The 16592-nt window shown below is 69.8% G+C and carries 17 protein-coding genes; 7 read left to right on the top strand and 10 right to left on the bottom strand.

The window, feature by feature from the left end; all coding sequences use genetic code 11:
* Positions 1 to 18: 18 nt before the first annotated feature.
* The 7 genes from E4P43_RS15345 to E4P43_RS15320 form a co-directional block, all read right to left on the bottom strand.
* Positions 19 to 2622, bottom strand: a complete 2604-nt coding sequence (locus E4P43_RS15345) for a SpoIIE family protein phosphatase (protein WP_135146333.1) — start codon at positions 2620 to 2622, stop codon at positions 19 to 21.
* Between the two features lie 141 nt (positions 2623 to 2763).
* A complete protein-coding gene (gene yaaA, locus E4P43_RS15340) occupies positions 2764 to 3507 on the bottom strand; it encodes a peroxide stress protein YaaA (RefSeq protein WP_135146332.1) in 744 nt (247 codons plus the stop codon).
* A gap of 2 nt (positions 3508 to 3509) precedes the next feature.
* Positions 3510 to 3749 carry a hypothetical protein gene (locus tag E4P43_RS15335; RefSeq protein WP_245159160.1) on the bottom strand — a complete coding sequence of 80 codons (240 nt, stop codon included), beginning with the start codon at positions 3747 to 3749 and terminating at the stop codon, positions 3510 to 3512.
* A gap of 368 nt (positions 3750 to 4117) precedes the next feature.
* The gene (locus E4P43_RS20260) at positions 4118 to 4387 is read right to left on the bottom strand and encodes a hypothetical protein (protein WP_209313904.1); all 270 of its coding nucleotides are present in this window, start codon (positions 4385 to 4387) and stop codon (positions 4118 to 4120) included.
* The gene (locus tag E4P43_RS20255) at positions 4354 to 4671 is read right to left on the bottom strand and encodes a hypothetical protein (RefSeq protein ID WP_209313903.1); all 318 of its coding nucleotides are present in this window, start codon (positions 4669 to 4671) and stop codon (positions 4354 to 4356) included. The genes E4P43_RS20260 and E4P43_RS20255 overlap by 34 nt, the downstream gene beginning before the upstream one ends.
* A gap of 1 nt (position 4672) precedes the next feature.
* Positions 4673 to 5131 (bottom strand): helix-turn-helix domain-containing protein, encoded by a 459-nt coding sequence (locus tag E4P43_RS15325; RefSeq protein WP_135146331.1) that lies wholly within the window; start codon positions 5129 to 5131, stop codon positions 4673 to 4675.
* A gap of 400 nt (positions 5132 to 5531) precedes the next feature.
* A complete protein-coding gene (locus tag E4P43_RS15320; RefSeq protein ID WP_245159159.1) occupies positions 5532 to 7307 on the bottom strand; it encodes an anthranilate synthase family protein in 1776 nt (591 codons plus the stop codon).
* 514 nt (positions 7308 to 7821) lie between these two features.
* Between E4P43_RS15320 and E4P43_RS15315 the strand changes: the two genes are divergently transcribed.
* Positions 7822 to 8130: a chorismate mutase gene (locus E4P43_RS15315; protein WP_135146329.1), complete on the top strand. Its 309-nt coding sequence runs from the start codon at positions 7822 to 7824 to the stop codon at positions 8128 to 8130.
* A 420-nt stretch (positions 8131 to 8550) separates the two neighbouring features.
* On the opposite strand, the gene E4P43_RS15305 is transcribed toward E4P43_RS15315, so the two are convergent.
* Positions 8551 to 9204: an HXXEE domain-containing protein gene (locus E4P43_RS15305; RefSeq protein ID WP_135146327.1), complete on the bottom strand. Its 654-nt coding sequence runs from the start codon at positions 9202 to 9204 to the stop codon at positions 8551 to 8553.
* A gap of 98 nt (positions 9205 to 9302) precedes the next feature.
* Here E4P43_RS15305 and E4P43_RS15300 point away from each other — a divergent pair, with 98 nt between their 5' ends.
* Positions 9303 to 9869 (top strand): TetR family transcriptional regulator, encoded by a 567-nt coding sequence (locus tag E4P43_RS15300; protein WP_135146326.1) that lies wholly within the window; start codon positions 9303 to 9305, stop codon positions 9867 to 9869.
* Positions 9870 to 10561: 692 nt separating this feature from the next.
* On the opposite strand, the gene E4P43_RS15290 is transcribed toward E4P43_RS15300, so the two are convergent.
* The gene (locus tag E4P43_RS15290; RefSeq protein ID WP_135146325.1) at positions 10562 to 11983 is read right to left on the bottom strand and encodes a PLP-dependent aminotransferase family protein; all 1422 of its coding nucleotides are present in this window, start codon (positions 11981 to 11983) and stop codon (positions 10562 to 10564) included.
* A gap of 172 nt (positions 11984 to 12155) precedes the next feature.
* Here E4P43_RS15290 and E4P43_RS15285 point away from each other — a divergent pair, with 172 nt between their 5' ends.
* The 4 genes from E4P43_RS15285 (at position 12156) to E4P43_RS15270 (ending at position 15132) form a co-directional block, all read left to right on the top strand.
* Positions 12156 to 12683, top strand: a complete 528-nt coding sequence (locus E4P43_RS15285; RefSeq protein ID WP_209313902.1) for a hypothetical protein — start codon at positions 12156 to 12158, stop codon at positions 12681 to 12683.
* A gap of 63 nt (positions 12684 to 12746) precedes the next feature.
* Positions 12747 to 13652 (top strand): metallophosphoesterase, encoded by a 906-nt coding sequence (locus E4P43_RS15280; protein WP_135146324.1) that lies wholly within the window; start codon positions 12747 to 12749, stop codon positions 13650 to 13652.
* Between the two features lie 323 nt (positions 13653 to 13975).
* The gene (locus tag E4P43_RS15275) at positions 13976 to 14611 is read left to right on the top strand and encodes a LysE family translocator (protein WP_280791007.1); all 636 of its coding nucleotides are present in this window, start codon (positions 13976 to 13978) and stop codon (positions 14609 to 14611) included.
* Positions 14612 to 14700: 89 nt separating this feature from the next.
* Positions 14701 to 15132 (top strand): DUF6196 family protein, encoded by a 432-nt coding sequence (locus E4P43_RS15270; RefSeq protein WP_135146322.1) that lies wholly within the window; start codon positions 14701 to 14703, stop codon positions 15130 to 15132.
* Between the two features lie 152 nt (positions 15133 to 15284).
* On the opposite strand, the gene E4P43_RS15265 is transcribed toward E4P43_RS15270, so the two are convergent.
* Positions 15285 to 15641: a VOC family protein gene (locus tag E4P43_RS15265; RefSeq protein ID WP_135146321.1), complete on the bottom strand. Its 357-nt coding sequence runs from the start codon at positions 15639 to 15641 to the stop codon at positions 15285 to 15287.
* A gap of 683 nt (positions 15642 to 16324) precedes the next feature.
* Between E4P43_RS15265 and E4P43_RS15260 the strand changes: the two genes are divergently transcribed.
* Positions 16325 to 16592: relaxase domain-containing protein (locus E4P43_RS15260; RefSeq protein ID WP_167759205.1), on the top strand; the 268-nt coding region annotated here is incomplete at its 3' end.

The following is a 16592-nucleotide window of genomic DNA, read 5'->3' as shown; positions in this document are numbered from 1 at the left end:
TCCCCACCCTTCGCAGGCTCAGGGGGCGAGGATCTCCGGGGGCACCGTGGGCGGCACCCGGTTGGGGCCGGCCTCGGGCGGCCGTGGCCGGTCCTGGGGGTGCAGCCGGACGGCGACGAGCGCGACGTCGTCCTCCGGGCGGCCGTGCACCAGGCGCTCCAGGAGCTCGTCGAGCAGCTCCTGCAGCGGCAGGCCGGCGAGCTCGATCAGCGCCTCGCGCAGCCGGTGGATGCCCTCGTCCAGGTCGGAGTCGCGGCGCTCGACCAGGCCGTCGGTGTAGAGCAGCACCGTGGACCCGCGGTCGAGGGTGATCACCGACTCGCGGCGCCGGCTGGCCGCGTCGACGCCGAGCAGCAGGTCGCCGTTCCACTCCGCGAGCTCCGCGACGCTGCCGTCGGGGTTGATGATCAGCGGCGGCAGGTGGCCGGCGTTGGCCCAGCGCATCCGGGTCAGCCCGCGCGCGAGCTCGTCGGGCGTCTGCTCGAAGCGGGCCACGGCCGCGGTGGCCAGCGTCCGCATCTGCAGCGTGGTCATCGAGGTGTCCAGGCCGCGCAGCACCTCGACCGGCCCGGCGTCGCTGTAGGTCGCGATGCCGCGCAGCAGCCCGCGCAGCTGCCCCATGGCGGCGGCGGCCTCGGTGTCGTGGCCGACGACGTCGCCGATGACCAGCATCGTCGTCCCGCCCGGCTGCATGAAGGCGTCGTACCAGTCGCCCCCGACCCGGGCCGCCTCGGCGGCCGGCAGGTAGCGGACGGCGATCTCGGCGTGGTCGGGCTCCGGCGGCTCGGTGAGCAGGCTGCGCTGCAGGCCCTCCGCGAGCTGCTGCTGGGCGCCGTAGAGGCGGGCGTTGTCCAGAGCCAGGCCCACCCGCTCCGCGACGTCCTGCGCGGTGGCGACGTCGTCCTCGCGCGCGGGCGTGCCGTCGGCGTAGTAGACGGTCAGCAGGCCGAGGGTCCGGTTCCGGCCGCGCATGGGCAGCACGATGGCCTCCCGGGGCGCCAGCCGGGCGGCGAGCTCGCGGGCCTCCCCGGGCGCCAGGAGGGAGGACACCTCGCGGCCGTCGCGGCGGATGGCCTCGCCGGTGCGCAGGGCGACGGCGGCCGGCGAGTCCGGCGGCATCGCGTCCAGCCGGAGCTGGGTGTACCGCTCGAGGACCGGCCGCATCGCCTCGTCGGCGTGCCAGCAGCCGACGTCGCGGGCCCGGCCGTCGGAGTCGACGACGGTCACGATGCAGAAGTCGGCCAGCGCGGGCACGACCAGCTGCGGGAGGTGCGCGGTGGCCGCCTCGGTGTCCAGCGCACCGGCGAGGTCGGCGCTGACGCCGGCGAGCAGGGCCAGGCGCCGGGCGGCGTGCTCGGCCTGCTCCTGGACGCGCCGGCGCTCGGTGACCTCGAGGAAGTACACCGACAGCCCGTCGGGGCTGCGCCAGGCGCGCAGCTCGTACCAGCCGTCCAGCGGTGCGGGGTAGTAGGCGTCGAAGGAGATCGACTCGCCGGTGCGCACCGCCTCGCGGTAGCGGTCCTCGAAGATGCTGTTCACCGCGGCGGGGAAGGCCTCCCACAGGACCCGGCCGAGCAGCGCCTCCCGGGAGGTCTGCAGCAGCCGCTCGGCGACGGCGTTGACGTAGGTGAACCGCCAGTCGTGGTCCAGGCTGTAGAAGCCGGCCGGCATCGCCTCCAGGACCCGGGTCACCAGGGTGGCGGCCTCGCGCTCGCCGGTCACGTCGACGGCGGTGCCGAGGATGCGCGCCGTCCTCCCGTCGGGGCCGACGACCGACCGGCCCCGGGCGTGGATCCAGCGGGTCTCCCCGGAGGGCAGCAGGATCCGGTACGTGGCGTCGTACACGCCGGCGGTCTCGACGGCCTGGGTGAGCGCGTCGCTCACCCACTCGGCGTCCTCGGGGTGCAGCCGGGCGTCGAAGGCGTCGATCGTGCGGCCGAAGCTGCCCGGCTCGTAGCCGAACATGGCGATCAGCTGCTCGTCCCACGTCAGCTCGCCGGTCACCTGGTTCCAGTCCCAGGTGCCCACGCCGCCCGCCTCGGTGGCCAGCTCCCAGCGCACGCGGTCGTCCTCGTAGCGCTGCAGCAGTGCGGAGAGCTGCAGCTCGGTCATCACCGAGCCGGCCAGCTGCTGGAGGGTGGCGATCTCCGACGGGGCCCACGGCCGGGGCTCGGCGTCGAACACGCAGAGCGCCCCGAGGGGGAGGCCGTCCCCGTCGACGAGCGAGGTACCCAGGTAGGACCCGACGACGCCGGCCTTGACCGGGGGGAGGCCGTTGACCCGCTCGTCGTGCTGGGCGTCGGTCACCACCAGCGCCTCACCGGCCGGGAGGCCGGCGGTGACCGTGCAGAGCGACTCCTCCAGCGGCCCGCTGGTGCCCACCGCGGCGGCGCCCGTGCCGGCGGTCACGTGCTGGACGTCGAGGAGCAGGGACACCTGGCTGCCGGAGGTGCCCAGGAGGCGGGCGGCGAGCTCGGCCAGGCGGTCGAGCCCCGTGCGGTGCCCGGCGGGCAGGATCCGGCGCGCGGCATCGACCCGGTCGCGGTCGCGACGCAAGGAGGCCGCCGCGCGATCGGCGGGAGATGCTCCCGCGGCGACCGTGCGGTCCGTGGATGCGTCCACCGATGCCCTTCTGCTCCGGGCGTCCCGGATGTCCCTCGACCGGATGCACCCGGTTGCTCGAGTGGCGCTGTCCTGGCAGTTATGTCACGACCGGCAGGTTGCGCGCAACCAACCGGTCGTAATGCGAGCCATGTCTCGGCGTCAGGCGGGCACCACGAGCGTCAGGGCCGTGCCGCCGTCGTGTTCCACGTGCAACCCCGCCCGCCGGAGCAGCGTGCGCAGCCGCCCGACGTCGTCCGGCTCGGCGGTCGTGGTCGCCAGCAGGCGGGCCAGCCGGCCCTTGTGCGCCTTGTTGAAGTGGCTCACCACCGCGCGGGTCCCGTCGGGCCGCTCGCTGAGCACCGAGACCGTCACCGCGCCGGGGACCGGGGCCAGCGCCGCGTAGGAGCCGCTGCGCAGGTCGACCACCAGCTCCCCGACCGCGCCCAGCACGGGCGCCAGGGCGGGCTTCCAGAGCGCCCGCAGGGTCGGCAGCCCGGGCAGCGTCGAGCCGGCCGAGATCCGGTAGGCCGGGATCCGGTCACCGGCGGACACCAGCCCGAACAGCGCCGAGCCCACCGCCAGCCTGCGGTCCGCCCGTGCCCGCTGCGCGCGGGTGAGCGTCCCGACGTCCAGGGCGTCGTAGAGCACGCCGGTGTAGCGCTCGACCGCCGGGCGGGTCGGGCTGCTCCACAGCTCGGCGTTGCGCGCGATCTCGGCGTCCTGCTTCGGCGACAGGCCGAGCGCGGCACGGGACGCGGGGACGTCGTCGGCCAGCTTCACCAGGGCCTCGGCGACGGAGGTCCGGACGTCGGTCAGCTCGGGGGCGGTGAGCGACGCCAGGTCGAGCGGGGCGCCGTCCCCACCGGGGGCCTTCGTCTCCGACGGGGGGAGGAGGACCAGCACCGTCAGCCCGCCAGGTCGACGACCACCGGCGCGTGGTCGCTGGCGCCCTTGCCCTTGCGCTCCTCGCGGTCGATGAAGGCGTGCTCCACGCGGGAGGCGAGGGCGGGGGAGCCGAGCACGAAGTCGATCCGCATGCCCTCGCGGCGCGGGAAGCGCAGCTGCGTGTAGTCCCAGTAGGTGTGACCGGGCGTGCGCGACCAGTGTGAAGACGACGAGTTGCCGCCTGACCTGCATGAATACATCGCAATCAATGAGTGCCCATCAGTACCAATAGCAAGATCATGTGCCCCAAGTGTGCCCCAGCGAGCCGGCTCCATCGAGGCGCCATCCTGATTGCGGTGCATGGAGGCGAGCGACAGGCAGGCGCGGCGACGCCCCATGCCCGTCGGATTCTGTCCGTCGGCTGCGGCCGCCGGAAGGGCGCTGACGCGTCCCCTGCGGGGATGGGCCTCCGGCCCACCCTTCCCCCGGCCGCAACCGACGGAGAGGGGCGGGTTATGGGGGCGGACAGGGAGAACTGGGCGGAGGGCAACCTCGCGGACGCCAGCCGGCACGTCGGTGGGGCAGCGCCGCTGCTCGGCCCGGCACCAGCCACTCCGCGACCGGTGCGTCATGAGCGGAGAGCGGTCACCGTCTCGACGAGGCCCTGGTTGCTCAGGGCAGTGAGCACTTCGTCGACGCTCATCGGCGGGCGGCGCTTGCTGTCAGCGATGCGCTGGACCTCGCCGAAGACGACCTTCGGGTTCAAGTCGACCATCGCGAGCAGAAACTCGTCGGCGCTGCGGGCTTCGATGTCCCATGGGGCAAGCGCCTCGGTTGGGAAGTCCCCCAGGTCGTTGGTGACGACTATCTGGGCGCCGACCTTGATCGCGGCGGCCAAGACGTGCCGGTCGTCGGGGTCGGGGAGGTCGAGGACGTCAACGAGCGGCTCGTAGCCGGTGACCAGGGCATCTCGATGGCCTCGTTCATGAGCGTGCGGGTGCGCGCGAGTCGTTCCGGGTCGAGGTCGGGCCGGCTCTTGGACAGGCTCCAGAAGACCTCATCGAGGATCTCGTCGGTCCATCGGGCACGGACCAGCCCTGCCTGCGCAACCCGGATCAGCAGGTCGCGCAGGAGGTTGGGGTAGAGCACATTTGCGTCGTAGACGACAGTGAACGAAGCCACGTCAGGGGAGGTCCATCTCCTCGCTGAGTGCGGTCAGTTCGTCGGCGGCGGCGCGCCGCCTGCGGTCGTCCTCGCGCATGTACCGCAGCAGAGACTCCGCCTTGATCCGGCGGTGGCTGCCGACCTTGCGGTATTCGATCTCACTGTGGTCGAGCAGACCGATCAGGTACGGACGGCTCACGTTGAGCATGTCGGCGGCTTGCTGAGTGGTGAGTTCGGCGTGTGACGGGACCACCGAGACGCCTTCGCCAGCGGCCATGTGCGCGAGGACTTGGGCGAGGAGTTCGACCGCCGCCCGGGGGACGACGAGGGTGTCCCGGTGCTCGTCCTCGACGACCAGGCGCACGGCGTCCTTGTGCGTGTGGGTGCGCAGGTAGTTCTTGACGCTCTTCACCGCGTCGGCCGCGGTCGTCACATCGGTCGCGTCGGGCTGGATCGGTGGGTCAAGCAGCGACGTCATGATCAGCCTCTCCTTCTTCCTAATGTGTTGGCGGAGCCGCAGCTGTGTGCTGCGTCGGCGCCGGAGAGCACCCCAGACACCCCTGTCAGCAGTATTCGCAGCAGTCGCAGTAAACGCAATGTTCGCAGCGTCTATCGGCCGAATCCAGCTTCTACTTGACCCGGCCGGGTGACCGGGCGCGCTGGAGTGAAGGCGCCATCAGCGGCGTCGCCAGACGTGGGCACGGACGCAACGTGGCCATAGGCGGCGACCCGTACGTCCTTTAGCTGTCGGGGGTGGTCGTTGCGGCGACGCCTGTGCTGCGGGCCAACTCCCTCGTGGCCGTCACGTCTGCTCGTTGATCCACTCCATCCCTCGAGACGTCGCGCACGGCAGTTGCCGGTGGCGGTCACCGGTGTCGTCACGGCAGCAGCTCGAGGGCGAGTCCGGTGAGCACGTCAAGGCCGTCGGGGGAGAGAAGGGACTCGAGGTGAAACTGCACCGAGGCGAAGCTCGGCCCGCGGAGGGCGTGCACCTCGCCGGTGCCCGGCTCGGCGGCGACCAGCACGCCGGGCAGCCCCGACGGCGGGACGGCTGCAGCGAAGGTGTTGTAGTAGCCGACCCGCACCCGCTGGCCGTGAAGGTCGATGCTGCGCTGCGTGCCTTGGTGCGGCACCGGCAACGGGACGACGGTGAGCCCGAGCTGAACGGCCAGGACCTGGTGGCTGAGACACACCGCGAGCAGTGGGCGGCCGGTGTTGAGGCGCCGGCGCACGAGGGCGTGCAGGGCGGCGATCCGGGGGGAGGCGATGTTCCGCGGGTCACCGGGTCCGGGGCCGGCGACCAGTAGATCGGCGGTGTCGTCCGCGGGGTCGATCTCGTCCCAGCGGCGAACGGTGGCGATCATCCCCAGTCGGCGAAGCAGGTGCGCCAGCATCTGGGTCCACGCGTCCTCGGCGTCGACCACCAGGGCGCTGCGCCCGGCCAATGTTGGGTCCGGCCGGTCGTGCTGGGGGTGCGCCCAGAACGGGGCGAGCCGTTCATTCCGTCGGGCGAGCGCCTCGGTGACTCCGGGCTGGTCGGCCAACCGGTGGACCGGGCGGTGCTCCGGCGCGGGCAGCACGCCCAGGGCCCGCAGCACCCCGGCCGCCTTGGCGTGGGTCTCGGCGGTCTCGGCGATCGGGTCCGAGTGCCGGACCAGGGTCGCCCCGACCGGCACCCGCACGACACCGGTGGGTTCCAGGTACGCCGTCCGGATGAGGATGGGGGCGTCGAGCGTGCGTGCCCCGGCGTCGTCGGTTCCTATCAGTGCCAGCACGCCTGCGTAGTAGCCGCGGCCGGTGGTCTCGTGGCGGGCGATCACCCGCGCGGCGTTCTGCACGGGGGAGCCGGTGACGGTGGGGGCGAACATCGTCTCGCGCAGCACGTCGCGAACGTCAAGGTCACTCTTCCCGCGCAGCAGGTACTCCGTGTGGGCCAGCGCGCTCATCTGCCGAAGCTGCGGACCGATCACCTGCCCACCACGGGAGCAGACCCGGCTCATCATCTTGAGCTCCTCGTCGACCACCATGAACAGCTCCTCGACCTCCTTGTCGTCGACCAGGAAGGTGAGCAGCCCCTCGGTGGTAGGGCCGGACGGTGGGAAGCGGTAGGTGCCGCTGATCGGGTTCATCACCACTTCGCCCCCGGCGCAGCTGACGTGCCGCTCCGGAGTCGCCCCGACCATGGTCAGGTCACCGGCGTGCAGAGCGAACGCCCAGTAGGCGCCCGGCTCGCCCACCAGCAGTCGGCGCAGCACCCTCAATGCGGTGCTTGCCGGCGGGACCGAGGCGGTGGAGAGGTGGTCGCGGCGCAGCACGAAGTTGGCTCCCTCGCCCCGGCCGATTTCCTCGGCCACCACCCGCCGAACCAGGTCGGCGTAGGCGTCGTCAGCGACGTCGAAGTCGCCGCCGTTGACCCCGGGGTCCTCATTGGGCAGCAGATCCAGTGCCTCGTCCAGGGTCAGCACCTCGGAGTCGTGTACCACCAGGCAGCGCAGCGGCGCGCCGTCGTCGTGGCAGGCGAAGCCGCGTTCGGCCACCTGCCGGTAGGGAACCGCGGCCAGCACCTGCGGGCCCGGGGCCTTGGGACTCGGTTCGGGCAGCGGGATGTCAGCGAGCCGCTCGACATCGACGACATTGCCGGTGAGGACCTTCACGCCGGGGCCGTCTGCGCATTTCAGGATGGCGAAGGGTTGCGCGGCGGGGTCGTGGAGCAGGTGGGGTAGCAGGCGGGGCACGGGGGTCCTCCAGGGAAGAAGACCGCCGTCCGAGCCAGCCCGTGGAGAACACGAACGGCCGCCTCGAACGAGGCGGCCGCGGAAGTGCAGGGGTCTGCGGATGGGCGCCTCAGCAGGCGCGCCACCAGGTCAGCTGGGCTGTGTGCACGTCGGCACTGTACGGCACCGACTGCCGCACGCCAGCATCCGCATCCCGGAGGGCACGCGAGCACCCGAGCGAGCAACACGCTGGACGCCCGAAGGATTCCTCAGCGGGTTCGGCGTGGCGCGCAGCCAGTGGTGAAACTGCTACGGATGTGCACGTCGTCCTCCGGGACCGTCCGGTCGTTGCCGTGGCTGCCGCTGGGTGTGCGGTGCTCGGGACGGCTGGAGCGGTCGCGCGCTTGGTGCCAGGACTTTACGTGGCGTGCGGAGGGATTCGTAGGCTCCGGACGTGGACACGAGCCGCAACCCTGATCTCACCGACATTCGCGAGGCGATCAACGTTCTCGACGAGCGCATCGTTGCGCTGATCGGCGAGCGTCAAGGGTGGGTCGCGAGGGCAGGCAGGCTCAAGCGCGATCAGGACGAGGATGCTGTGCGTGCACCAGCTCGGGTCGAAGCGGTCATCGCGCGGGTCCGCGCATTGGCTGTGCCGGCTGGGGCTTCGCCCGAGGTCGTGGAGCGCACCTACCGTGCCTTGATCACCGCGTTCATTGAACTTGAGCTCAGGGTGCACGCCCACGAGAATCGCGGCCGATAACACGCGCGACGGGTCCGGCCTTGGGTTTATCGGGACCGTGGTGCCAGCCCCGGGTAGTGCAGTGAAGCGAGTAGCTGGCTGTGCAGGATGGCGTTGGAATGAAGGTTGCGGCCGTGATCGCTCGCACGTCCACCGGTGGGATCGGCGAAGCGACCGCCGGCTTCCTCGACGAGAAGAATTCATGGTGCCTGATCGCGGTTGGCCAAGACCTTTCCTTCACCAGCTATGGGCTGACCTGCAGGTCTTCAAGAAGCTCTCGTGTGCGGACATGGAGGACCGCTGCCCGCGACGTGGCAGTGCTGTCGATGCTCCGGTCGAGGATCAGGACATCGACTCCTGGCCTGCGCAAGGTGCAGGCCAGGGTGAGCCCCGTGGGTCCAGCCCCCACGACTACGACGTCGCATCGCTGCGAAAGCATCTTCAACGGTCCGCGCTCTTCTGGGCCGGCTCGGCCACCGATGCGGTCTTCAGCTGCGCAGCCTCCTGCACCAGGAAGCGGATGAGCAACAAGCTCAACACGAGGTGACCAGCAGCGGTGTAGACCCCCGGAAAGTAGCCGCCGCGGATCATCGGAAACACGAAGTGCGAGATGGCATTCAGCAGGCCAGCCCCCACGGCGTAGAACCAGAGAATGTAGTTGGCGATGCGGATCCTGTAGAGCGCGCCAGCAGCGCCCAGGCACCACAGGGCTCCGAACCCAAAGACGAACGTGAGCAGGAAGGCCTCCTCACTCCACGGCCGCGGTGAGTCGAACAGATCGACGATCTCGTGGGGGAAGCCACCTAGGTACTCCTCGGACATGTGGACAAGCTGGAAAGCCACCGCGCAGAGGTAGGTGGCGATGACCTTTCGGGACCGCACCGGATGCACATAGGTCGTCCTCAGCCATCCGGCGAATGCCAGCCACGAAGCCGCAACCAGGATGCCGGCGGCCTGCAGAGGCAGCGACATCAGCACCCAGCCACTGAATCCGGTGATTGCGACGGCGACAACCGCGGCAGAAAGAAGATCCCGCCGGCCGAGCACTGCCTCGGAGGGCGGGCCAGAACGCGACCGAGGAACGAGCGCGGACATGTCAGGACTCCTAGTCAACAGCTGTATGCCAACAGATGTTGACTACGATATGGAGTGATGGTCCCCGTGTCAACGCCTGTTGGCATAGGCTGGACCCCATGACATCCCCGGCTCCCCGCCGCTCCGATACCACGCGTGCCGCGATCCTTGAGGCTGCTCGCGACCGGTTCGCCGCCGACGGATACGAGCGGGCCACCATCCGAGCCATCGCCGCGGACGCCGACATCGATCCAGCCATGGTGATGCGGTACTACGGGTCCAAGGAGCGCCTATTCGCCGCAGCGGCCGAGTTCGACCTGCGGCTGCCGGACCTGGTCGGGGTCGCGGCGGCACAGGCCGCCCGAATTCTCGTCGGTCACTTCCTGCAGCGGTGGGAAGAGGACGAGACGCTGACGGCATTGCTGCGCGCGGCCTCAACGAACGAGTCAGCTGCTGAGCGCATGCGCGCCGTCTTCGCGCAGCAGGTAGCCCCCGTCATTGCCCCGTTTGCCCCGGTGTCCGCGCAGGCGCCCGCCCGCGCGGGCTTGGTCGCGGCCACAATTCTCGGCGCGGCCTTTACCCGGTTTGTCCTGCGTCTAGGTCCGGTGACCGCCATCGGTCAGGACGAGCTCATCGCATGGCTGGCTCCCACGGTGCAGCACTACATGACCGCAAAGCGGCCATGACCGATTCCGCACGGGAGGGGTGACCGGGCGGCTCATCACTCGATGTGCGGCTCGGAACCCAGGTGGACAATGCCGGCCGGGCTGGCGACCGTGAACGCTGAGTCGCTGTCCAGCGGCGTCGACAGTGGTCACCTGCAGCCAGAGTTCGGCTTGACTCATCCCCGGTACGCGTTCGGTCCACAGCCGGTTGGACCCGAAGGCGAAGCCGACCGCGACTGGGGGCCGGAGGTGAAAGGGTCGTCCAGTTCCTGGGGGCCCAAAGTGTCCCGGTAGACGGCCACAGTCGCCGTCCACTGCGCCGGCGGCACCTTCATCGCGATGTCGCGTCCGTCAGCGAATGTCGACAGCTTCCGGCCGTTCATGGCGCACCTTCGGGTGTGGTTGACGTTCTCGTTGACTCTCCGGGTTCAGGCGCGCCCGTGGCGCTCCGTGGCGGAGTTCAGCAGCACCCCGGCTCGACCCGCCACGACGACGGTGTCGTTCTCGGGCGACCTGCGACGTCGCGGGCGACCGGCAACGCCCCCGCCGCCGGATCAGGAGAACAGGCCGCGGAAGTGCTCCGAGCGCTGAAGGTAGGGCGGAAAGGCGACTTGACCCGGGTCGCGGCCCACGAAGGCGGTGACGAGACGGTGTGCCAACGCCTGGCAACGTTTAGGCCTACGGAGAGACACCGGCGGGCTTTGCCACTCTTGTCAGATGGTGAGTGGTGCTGCCGTCGGGCTGGCTTGTTCTGGAAGGCCACGACTGGCTCCGCTGAGCCGGTCCACTGCCTCGCGCAGCGTGTCGATGGGTTGAGTGAAAGGCAGCCGCAGCCAGGAGTCGAGGTTCACTGCTGACCCGAATTTTGTACCTGGTGTCAGCAGCAGCCCCCCGTGCTGGGCGGCCATGGCCAGCGCGGTGCTGCTCAGAGGCAGGTGCACCCAGAGGACGAGGCCGCCGTGCGGAGCGGTCCATCGCCAGTCGGGCAGGTGGGCGGTGAGCAGGCGAGTGAGGACGTCACGGCGTTCGCGAAGTCCTGCGCGGTGCGGTGCGGTGACCTGGTCGAGACGGTCGAGCAGGTAGGTGGCCGCGAGTTGCTCCAGCACCGGTGTGCCGAGGTCGGTGCCGGGTCGCGCGGCTGCCAGCCGGGAGATCATCGCTGGTTGGGCGCGGACCCAGCCGATCCGCAGGCCGCCCCAGCAGCTCTTGCTCATCGAGCCGAGCGTGATTGCGGTGTCGTCCAGCGCGGCGACTGGTGGCGGCAGGGTGGGCCCGTCCAGACGCAGATCGACCAGGGTCTCGTCGACGATCGCCAGGGTGCGGGTGGCGCGCAATGTCTCGACCAGGCGGGCGCGTCCCGCGGCGTCGAGGAGCGCTCCGGTGGGGTTGTGGAAGTCGGGCACCAGGTAGGCCAGCTTGGGCGTCCCTTGACGGACGCCGGCAACGAGTGCGTCGAAGTCCCAGCCGTCCGCCGGCAGGGCGACCGGAAGCGTCCGGCCGCCGGCCTGGGCGATAGCGAGCAGCGCATTCGGATAGGTGGGGCTGTCCACGAGCACTCGGTCACCGGCATCGAGCAGGGTCCGCAGCACCAGGGCGAGGCCGTGCTGGGCTCCGCTGGTGACCAGAATCTGGTCGCCATCGGTGGGCAGCCCCCTTCGTCGATAGCTCTCGGCGATGGCGGCCCGGAGCTGTGGCAGGCCCACCAGCTCGTATCCCGGGTCGGGCAGGTAGGCCGGCAGGGCTGTGACCGCAGCGGTCATGGCCTCGTGCAGGACGCCGAGCGGAGCCGTTGGCGCTGCCCGACTGAAGTCGAGCAGTCGTGGTCGGTCGGTCATCTCGGTCAGCCCGCGGACACCATCGGGGAGGGTGAGCCAGCTCCCCGCGCCGCGACGGCTGACCAGCACTCCCTCTGCGCGCAGCTGCTCATAGGCAGCGCTGACGGTCGTCCTGCTCACTGGTAGCGCCGCGGTGAGCTCGCGTTCCGAGGGCAACCGGGCACCCAGCGGCAAGCGGCCGTCCAGCAGCAGTCCCCGCAGCCGGGTAGCTAGGACGGCGTAGGCCGCCCCCGACCCCTCCCATGCGCCGAGCAAGCGGGCCACTTCCGCGGCGGATACACGAGACGACGGCGATAACATGGAGCCACTATGGCTCAAATGGCCATGGAAAAGAGGGCCAGATACGCCGCAAGATCATCACGTGTACAGCCCGAGAGCCTCAGTAGAGGCCATGTTGCGGCCTGGGGGGAGCCATCGACTCGGTCGACGGCTAACGCAGCTGTACCTGGGGCTGGTTCTCTACGGCGTGAGCGTGGCATTGATGGTCCGCGCCGGCCTGGGGCTCAATCCGTGGGGCGTGTTCCACCAAGGTCTTGCGCGGCAGACGGGCTGGAGCCTGGGAGTCATCACCATCCTCGTCGCCGGCGCGGTGCTGTTGCTATGGATCCCCCTGCGCCAACAACCGGGCATCGGCACGATCAGCAATGTCGTGGTCATTGGTGTGGCCATCGACGCCAGTCTCGTCCTGCTCCCCGAGCCGCATGCATCGCCTGTCCGCTGGGCGGTCCTGCTGGCCGGGATCCTCGGCAACGGGCTCGCCTCGGCCTGCTACATCGGCGCCGGACTGGGGCCGGGGCCGCGCGACGGTCTCATGACCGGATGGGTTGGCCGCTACGGCGGGTCGGTGCGCGCGGTCCGCACCACCCTGGAAGTGACCGTCCTGGCCATCGGCTGGCTGCTTGGAGGAGTCGTCGGCGCCGGCACCGTGCTCTATGCCGTAGGAGTCGGCCCGCTGATACAGCGCTCCCTGCCTGTCCTCACCGTGAGCCGGCGAGGCTGAGCCCACACCGTCGCTGCGCGGTCGAGCGCACGCCACCCGGTCATCCACGTAGGAGTAGCACCCATGCGACTGCTGCATTTATCCGATCTGCACATACCTCGGCAGCCCGGGCCGGACACCCACGGCGTGGACCCCCGAGCGGTGTTGAAGAACCTGCTGCGCGATTGCCGCCGCCTGACCGATCTGGACCTGATCGTCGTGAGCGGAGACATCGCCGACGACGGTTCTCCCGAGGGCTGCGCCGACGCCCGGGACCTGGTCGGGGCCTTCGCCAGAGACCGGAGTGCCGCGCAGGCATGGTGTGTCGGGAACCATGACGACAGAGACGCGTTCACCGCCGTGCTCGGCACAGGACACCTCGACGCCGGCGGCCGCGACATCGGCCAGCGTGCGCCGGCCGCCGCTCAGGTCAGCGCGGCCACCAGCCGTACCGACGGTCTGCGCGTGATCACATTGGACAGCCTGGTCCCCGGCGAGGTCGCTGGCCGGCTCGAACGCGTGCAGCTCGAGTGGCTGCGAGACGTCCTCGTGGAGCCAGCGCCCGCGGGCACGGTCGTGACGTTCCACCACCCGCCTCTCAGCGTGTCCCCCGAGTGGGCCGCCGCCAGCCTGCGAAACCCATCGGCACTGGCCGACGTCCTACGCGGCTCAGACGTCCGCGCGGTCCTGTGCGGGCATGTCCACGCACAAATCGCTGGGTTCCTCGCTGGCATCCCGGTCTGGGTGACACCCGGCGTCGTCACCCGCATCGATCTCACCGCACCGCGCGGAGTTGTTCGAGCCGTGCGCGGCGCGTCCGCCACCGTCGTAGATCTCGACGACCGAGCCGGCCCGATGTTCCACGTTCTGCATGGCCGCGATTCCGACGCCGGTGCCGAGGTGTACCTCGCCGATGGCCGGACTTGGCAGTACCTCGACCACGAGGAGGAGCCCGATGACGCGCGAGCGCCCACCGAACCGACCAGTTGAGGCCTTTCTCACTGACCGACGCCACCCGGCGAGGTCCTCGGACGATGAAGCAGCCACGAAGACGGTCGGGCCGGTCATGCATCCAGCCGTCGAACTCCTACAGGATGTGCCCGCCTGGGACGCAGCTCGTGCCGATGCGTTCAGCGGCCGACAACTGGCCGCGCGCCCTTCCCCTCCAAGCACCTTGTGTGCGGGTGTAGCTGTCGACATCCGGAACGGCCACATGTTCGGCGGCGAAAATCGCTTGCCTGGAGCCGTGTGCAGGCGCCTGCTCCTGCACACGGCTGCACAACCTCGAGAGGACGTAACGCTACGTGGTGTCGATGTCAGCGGTGCTTGGGATCGGGCTCGTGGCGTTGGGCTTGGTCCTCACTCCAGGCCCGAACATGATCTACCTGGTGTCGAGGTCGATCACCCAGGGCCGGCGTGCTGGGCTGATCTCCCTTCTGGGGGTGGCGGCTGGTTTCCTCGTGTACCTCGCCGCGGCCGCCGCCGGACTGGCCACGGTCTTCGTCGTCGTGCCCGCCGCCTACACGGTGCTGAAGCTGGCCGGCGCGGCCTACTTGCTCTACCTGGCCTGGCAGGCCATGCGGCCCGGCGGCCCAAACGCCTTCGTGCCCCGCGAACTCCCCATCGACCGGCCCCGTCGATTGTTCGCCATGGGTCTGTTCACGAATTTGCTCAACCCCAAGATCGCGATCCTCTACATCTCGCTGCTGCCGCAGTTCATCGAACCCAGCGGTCCGCCAGTGGTGCTGCAAAGCCTCGTGCTCGGCGGCACGCAGATCGTCATCGCGCTCAGCGTCAACGCGGTGATCGTGGTCTTCGCGGGTAGCCTCGGCCAATTCTTGTCGGCCAGGCCGACCTGGATGCGTATGCAGCGCTATCTCATGGGCGGCGTGCTAGCCGCCCTGGCGATGAAGCTCGCCACCGACGGGGCGCGTCCAGCGACGACCTGACAGTCACGGGGCTGCGAGGCCGTCAATGACCAACACAGCGGATTGCGTATTCATCGCATCAATCCCTACCACCAGACAGGAGGAGCAACGTGGTCAGCGTGAGCCAGGAAACGCCCGAGGAGACCGAGCGACGGCTGAAGACAGTCCTCTCGGCGTCTGACGTGGTGGTGCTCGAGGGTGCGTGGTCTTTTCAAGAGGCTCCGCTCGATGAGCCGCCGACGCTGAGCGCGAATCTGCTTGCCGTCGTCAGAGACCGGGACAGCTGGTCATGGCTGGCGCCCGCAGCCGCGGATGCTGCCGAACCGTTCGCGCTCTTCTCTTTCCACTTCCCGCTCGACCTCGACAACAGCGGATTCGTCGGATGGCTCGCCAGCGAGCTCAAACGCCGCCTGGGCACCGGTGTCTTCGTCGTCTGCGGCCAGAACAGCGCGCGCGGCGGCATCTACGACTACTGGGGCTGCCCCGCTCACCTCCGCGATCAGGCTCGGCAGGTGCTCGACGAGCTCCGCCAAGATCAATAGGGCCACCCTCGGTGCAACGGACCAACCCGCTACGGCGACGTTCAAGCGGACCGGATCAACCAGTCGCCGGTGTCTCGCAGGGGATCCCTGACTGGTAACGGTGGCCCGTCATCGCCAGCAGATCGGCACGGCAAGTGACACGTCATCGACGCTCACTGTGAGGCGGCACGCTCAGCGTCGCTGCGGAGGATGCAGAACTCGTTGCCCTCTGGGTCGGCGAGCACGACCCACCCAGACCCGTCGGGGCGGCGGCGGTCGGCGACGGTCCGGGCTCCCAGGTCCAGCAGTCGCTGGAGTTCCTCGTCGCGGGTGCCCTCGGCGGGCTTGAGGTCCAGGTGCAGACGGTTCCTGATCTGATTGCCGTCTGGCACCTCGATAAGCAGCAGGCGTTGGGCGCCGTCGCCGGACAAGATCATGCATTCTTCGTCACCGGGCGCGTTGGGGTCGTCGGCGTCTTCGCCGAATTCGTCCTCACGCCACGTCCCGGCGTTGCGTCCGCCGTCCGCCATGTCGCGGAGCTGCAGGGGCTGTCGAGAAGATGCAGGACGCCGTCGCCACGGGCAACATCACCTCGCTCATCCGGCGCTTCAGCCCGCCGAGCTGGCGAGTCTGATCACCTACCTCGCCAGTCCGGTCGCCACAGCCACCAACGGCGGCGCGCTCCGCGCGGACGGGGCCGCCTGGTCCAAGTGCTCTGACACCTCCCAACAAGAGCCCGTCCCGCAAACCGAACCCCAGCCGGGAACACCGCAGGACAGAGCAGGTGCCCCTCGTCCACCGTCCCGTAAGACTCGCTCGTTGAACCTTCCCGCACGGGGAGGACAATCGGGACAACCTGCCGGACGGCGACAGCCTCGTCGTCCGGCAGCCGCTCAACATCCACGCCACCGTGTCGCAGGGGCCGCGTGACGCGAGCCGGTGCATCGCGGAGCTGATCGTCATCAACGCCTCTAGCCGGGAAGAACGCGACCTTCTCTCAATCGACAATCGCCATAAACGGTCTACGCCATGGCGCCTGCGACGACTTCACGCCTGCTACTCCGGCCTTTTGCTGACAAGCTCAGGCCTTCACCTAAGAACGGCACGCATGCTACCAATATGGGTAGTCCGGGCCTCGCTTCGCGGGGCCCATTGCCGTTTCTAGGGGTGACCTGTTGGTCATTGTTGGGTGGCGTTGAGAATGCGCGGTGGAATGAAGGTCTACGCCGGATCGCCAGCCGCTGCGCGACAGTACCTGGAGGCAGATCGGGGCCGGGCCGACGACTACTACCTGACCGAGGGCACGGGCATGGCCCGCCGCTTCGTGGCCTGCGACGGGCGGGTGGCGGAGCGGGCGCCGCTGGCGGGCGAGGGCTACGAGGCCTGGGTGGCCGGCCGCGACCCGGACACCGGCAACCCACGGGGGCGGCTGCGCACCGACGAGCGGGCGGTGCGCTTCGTCGAAGTGGTAGTCAACGGCC

Source organism: Blastococcus sp. TF02A-35 (assembly GCF_004571075.1).
Taxonomy (GTDB): Bacteria; Actinomycetota; Actinomycetes; order Mycobacteriales; family Geodermatophilaceae; genus Blastococcus.
This window is presented reverse-complemented; position numbering and strand designations above follow the sequence as displayed.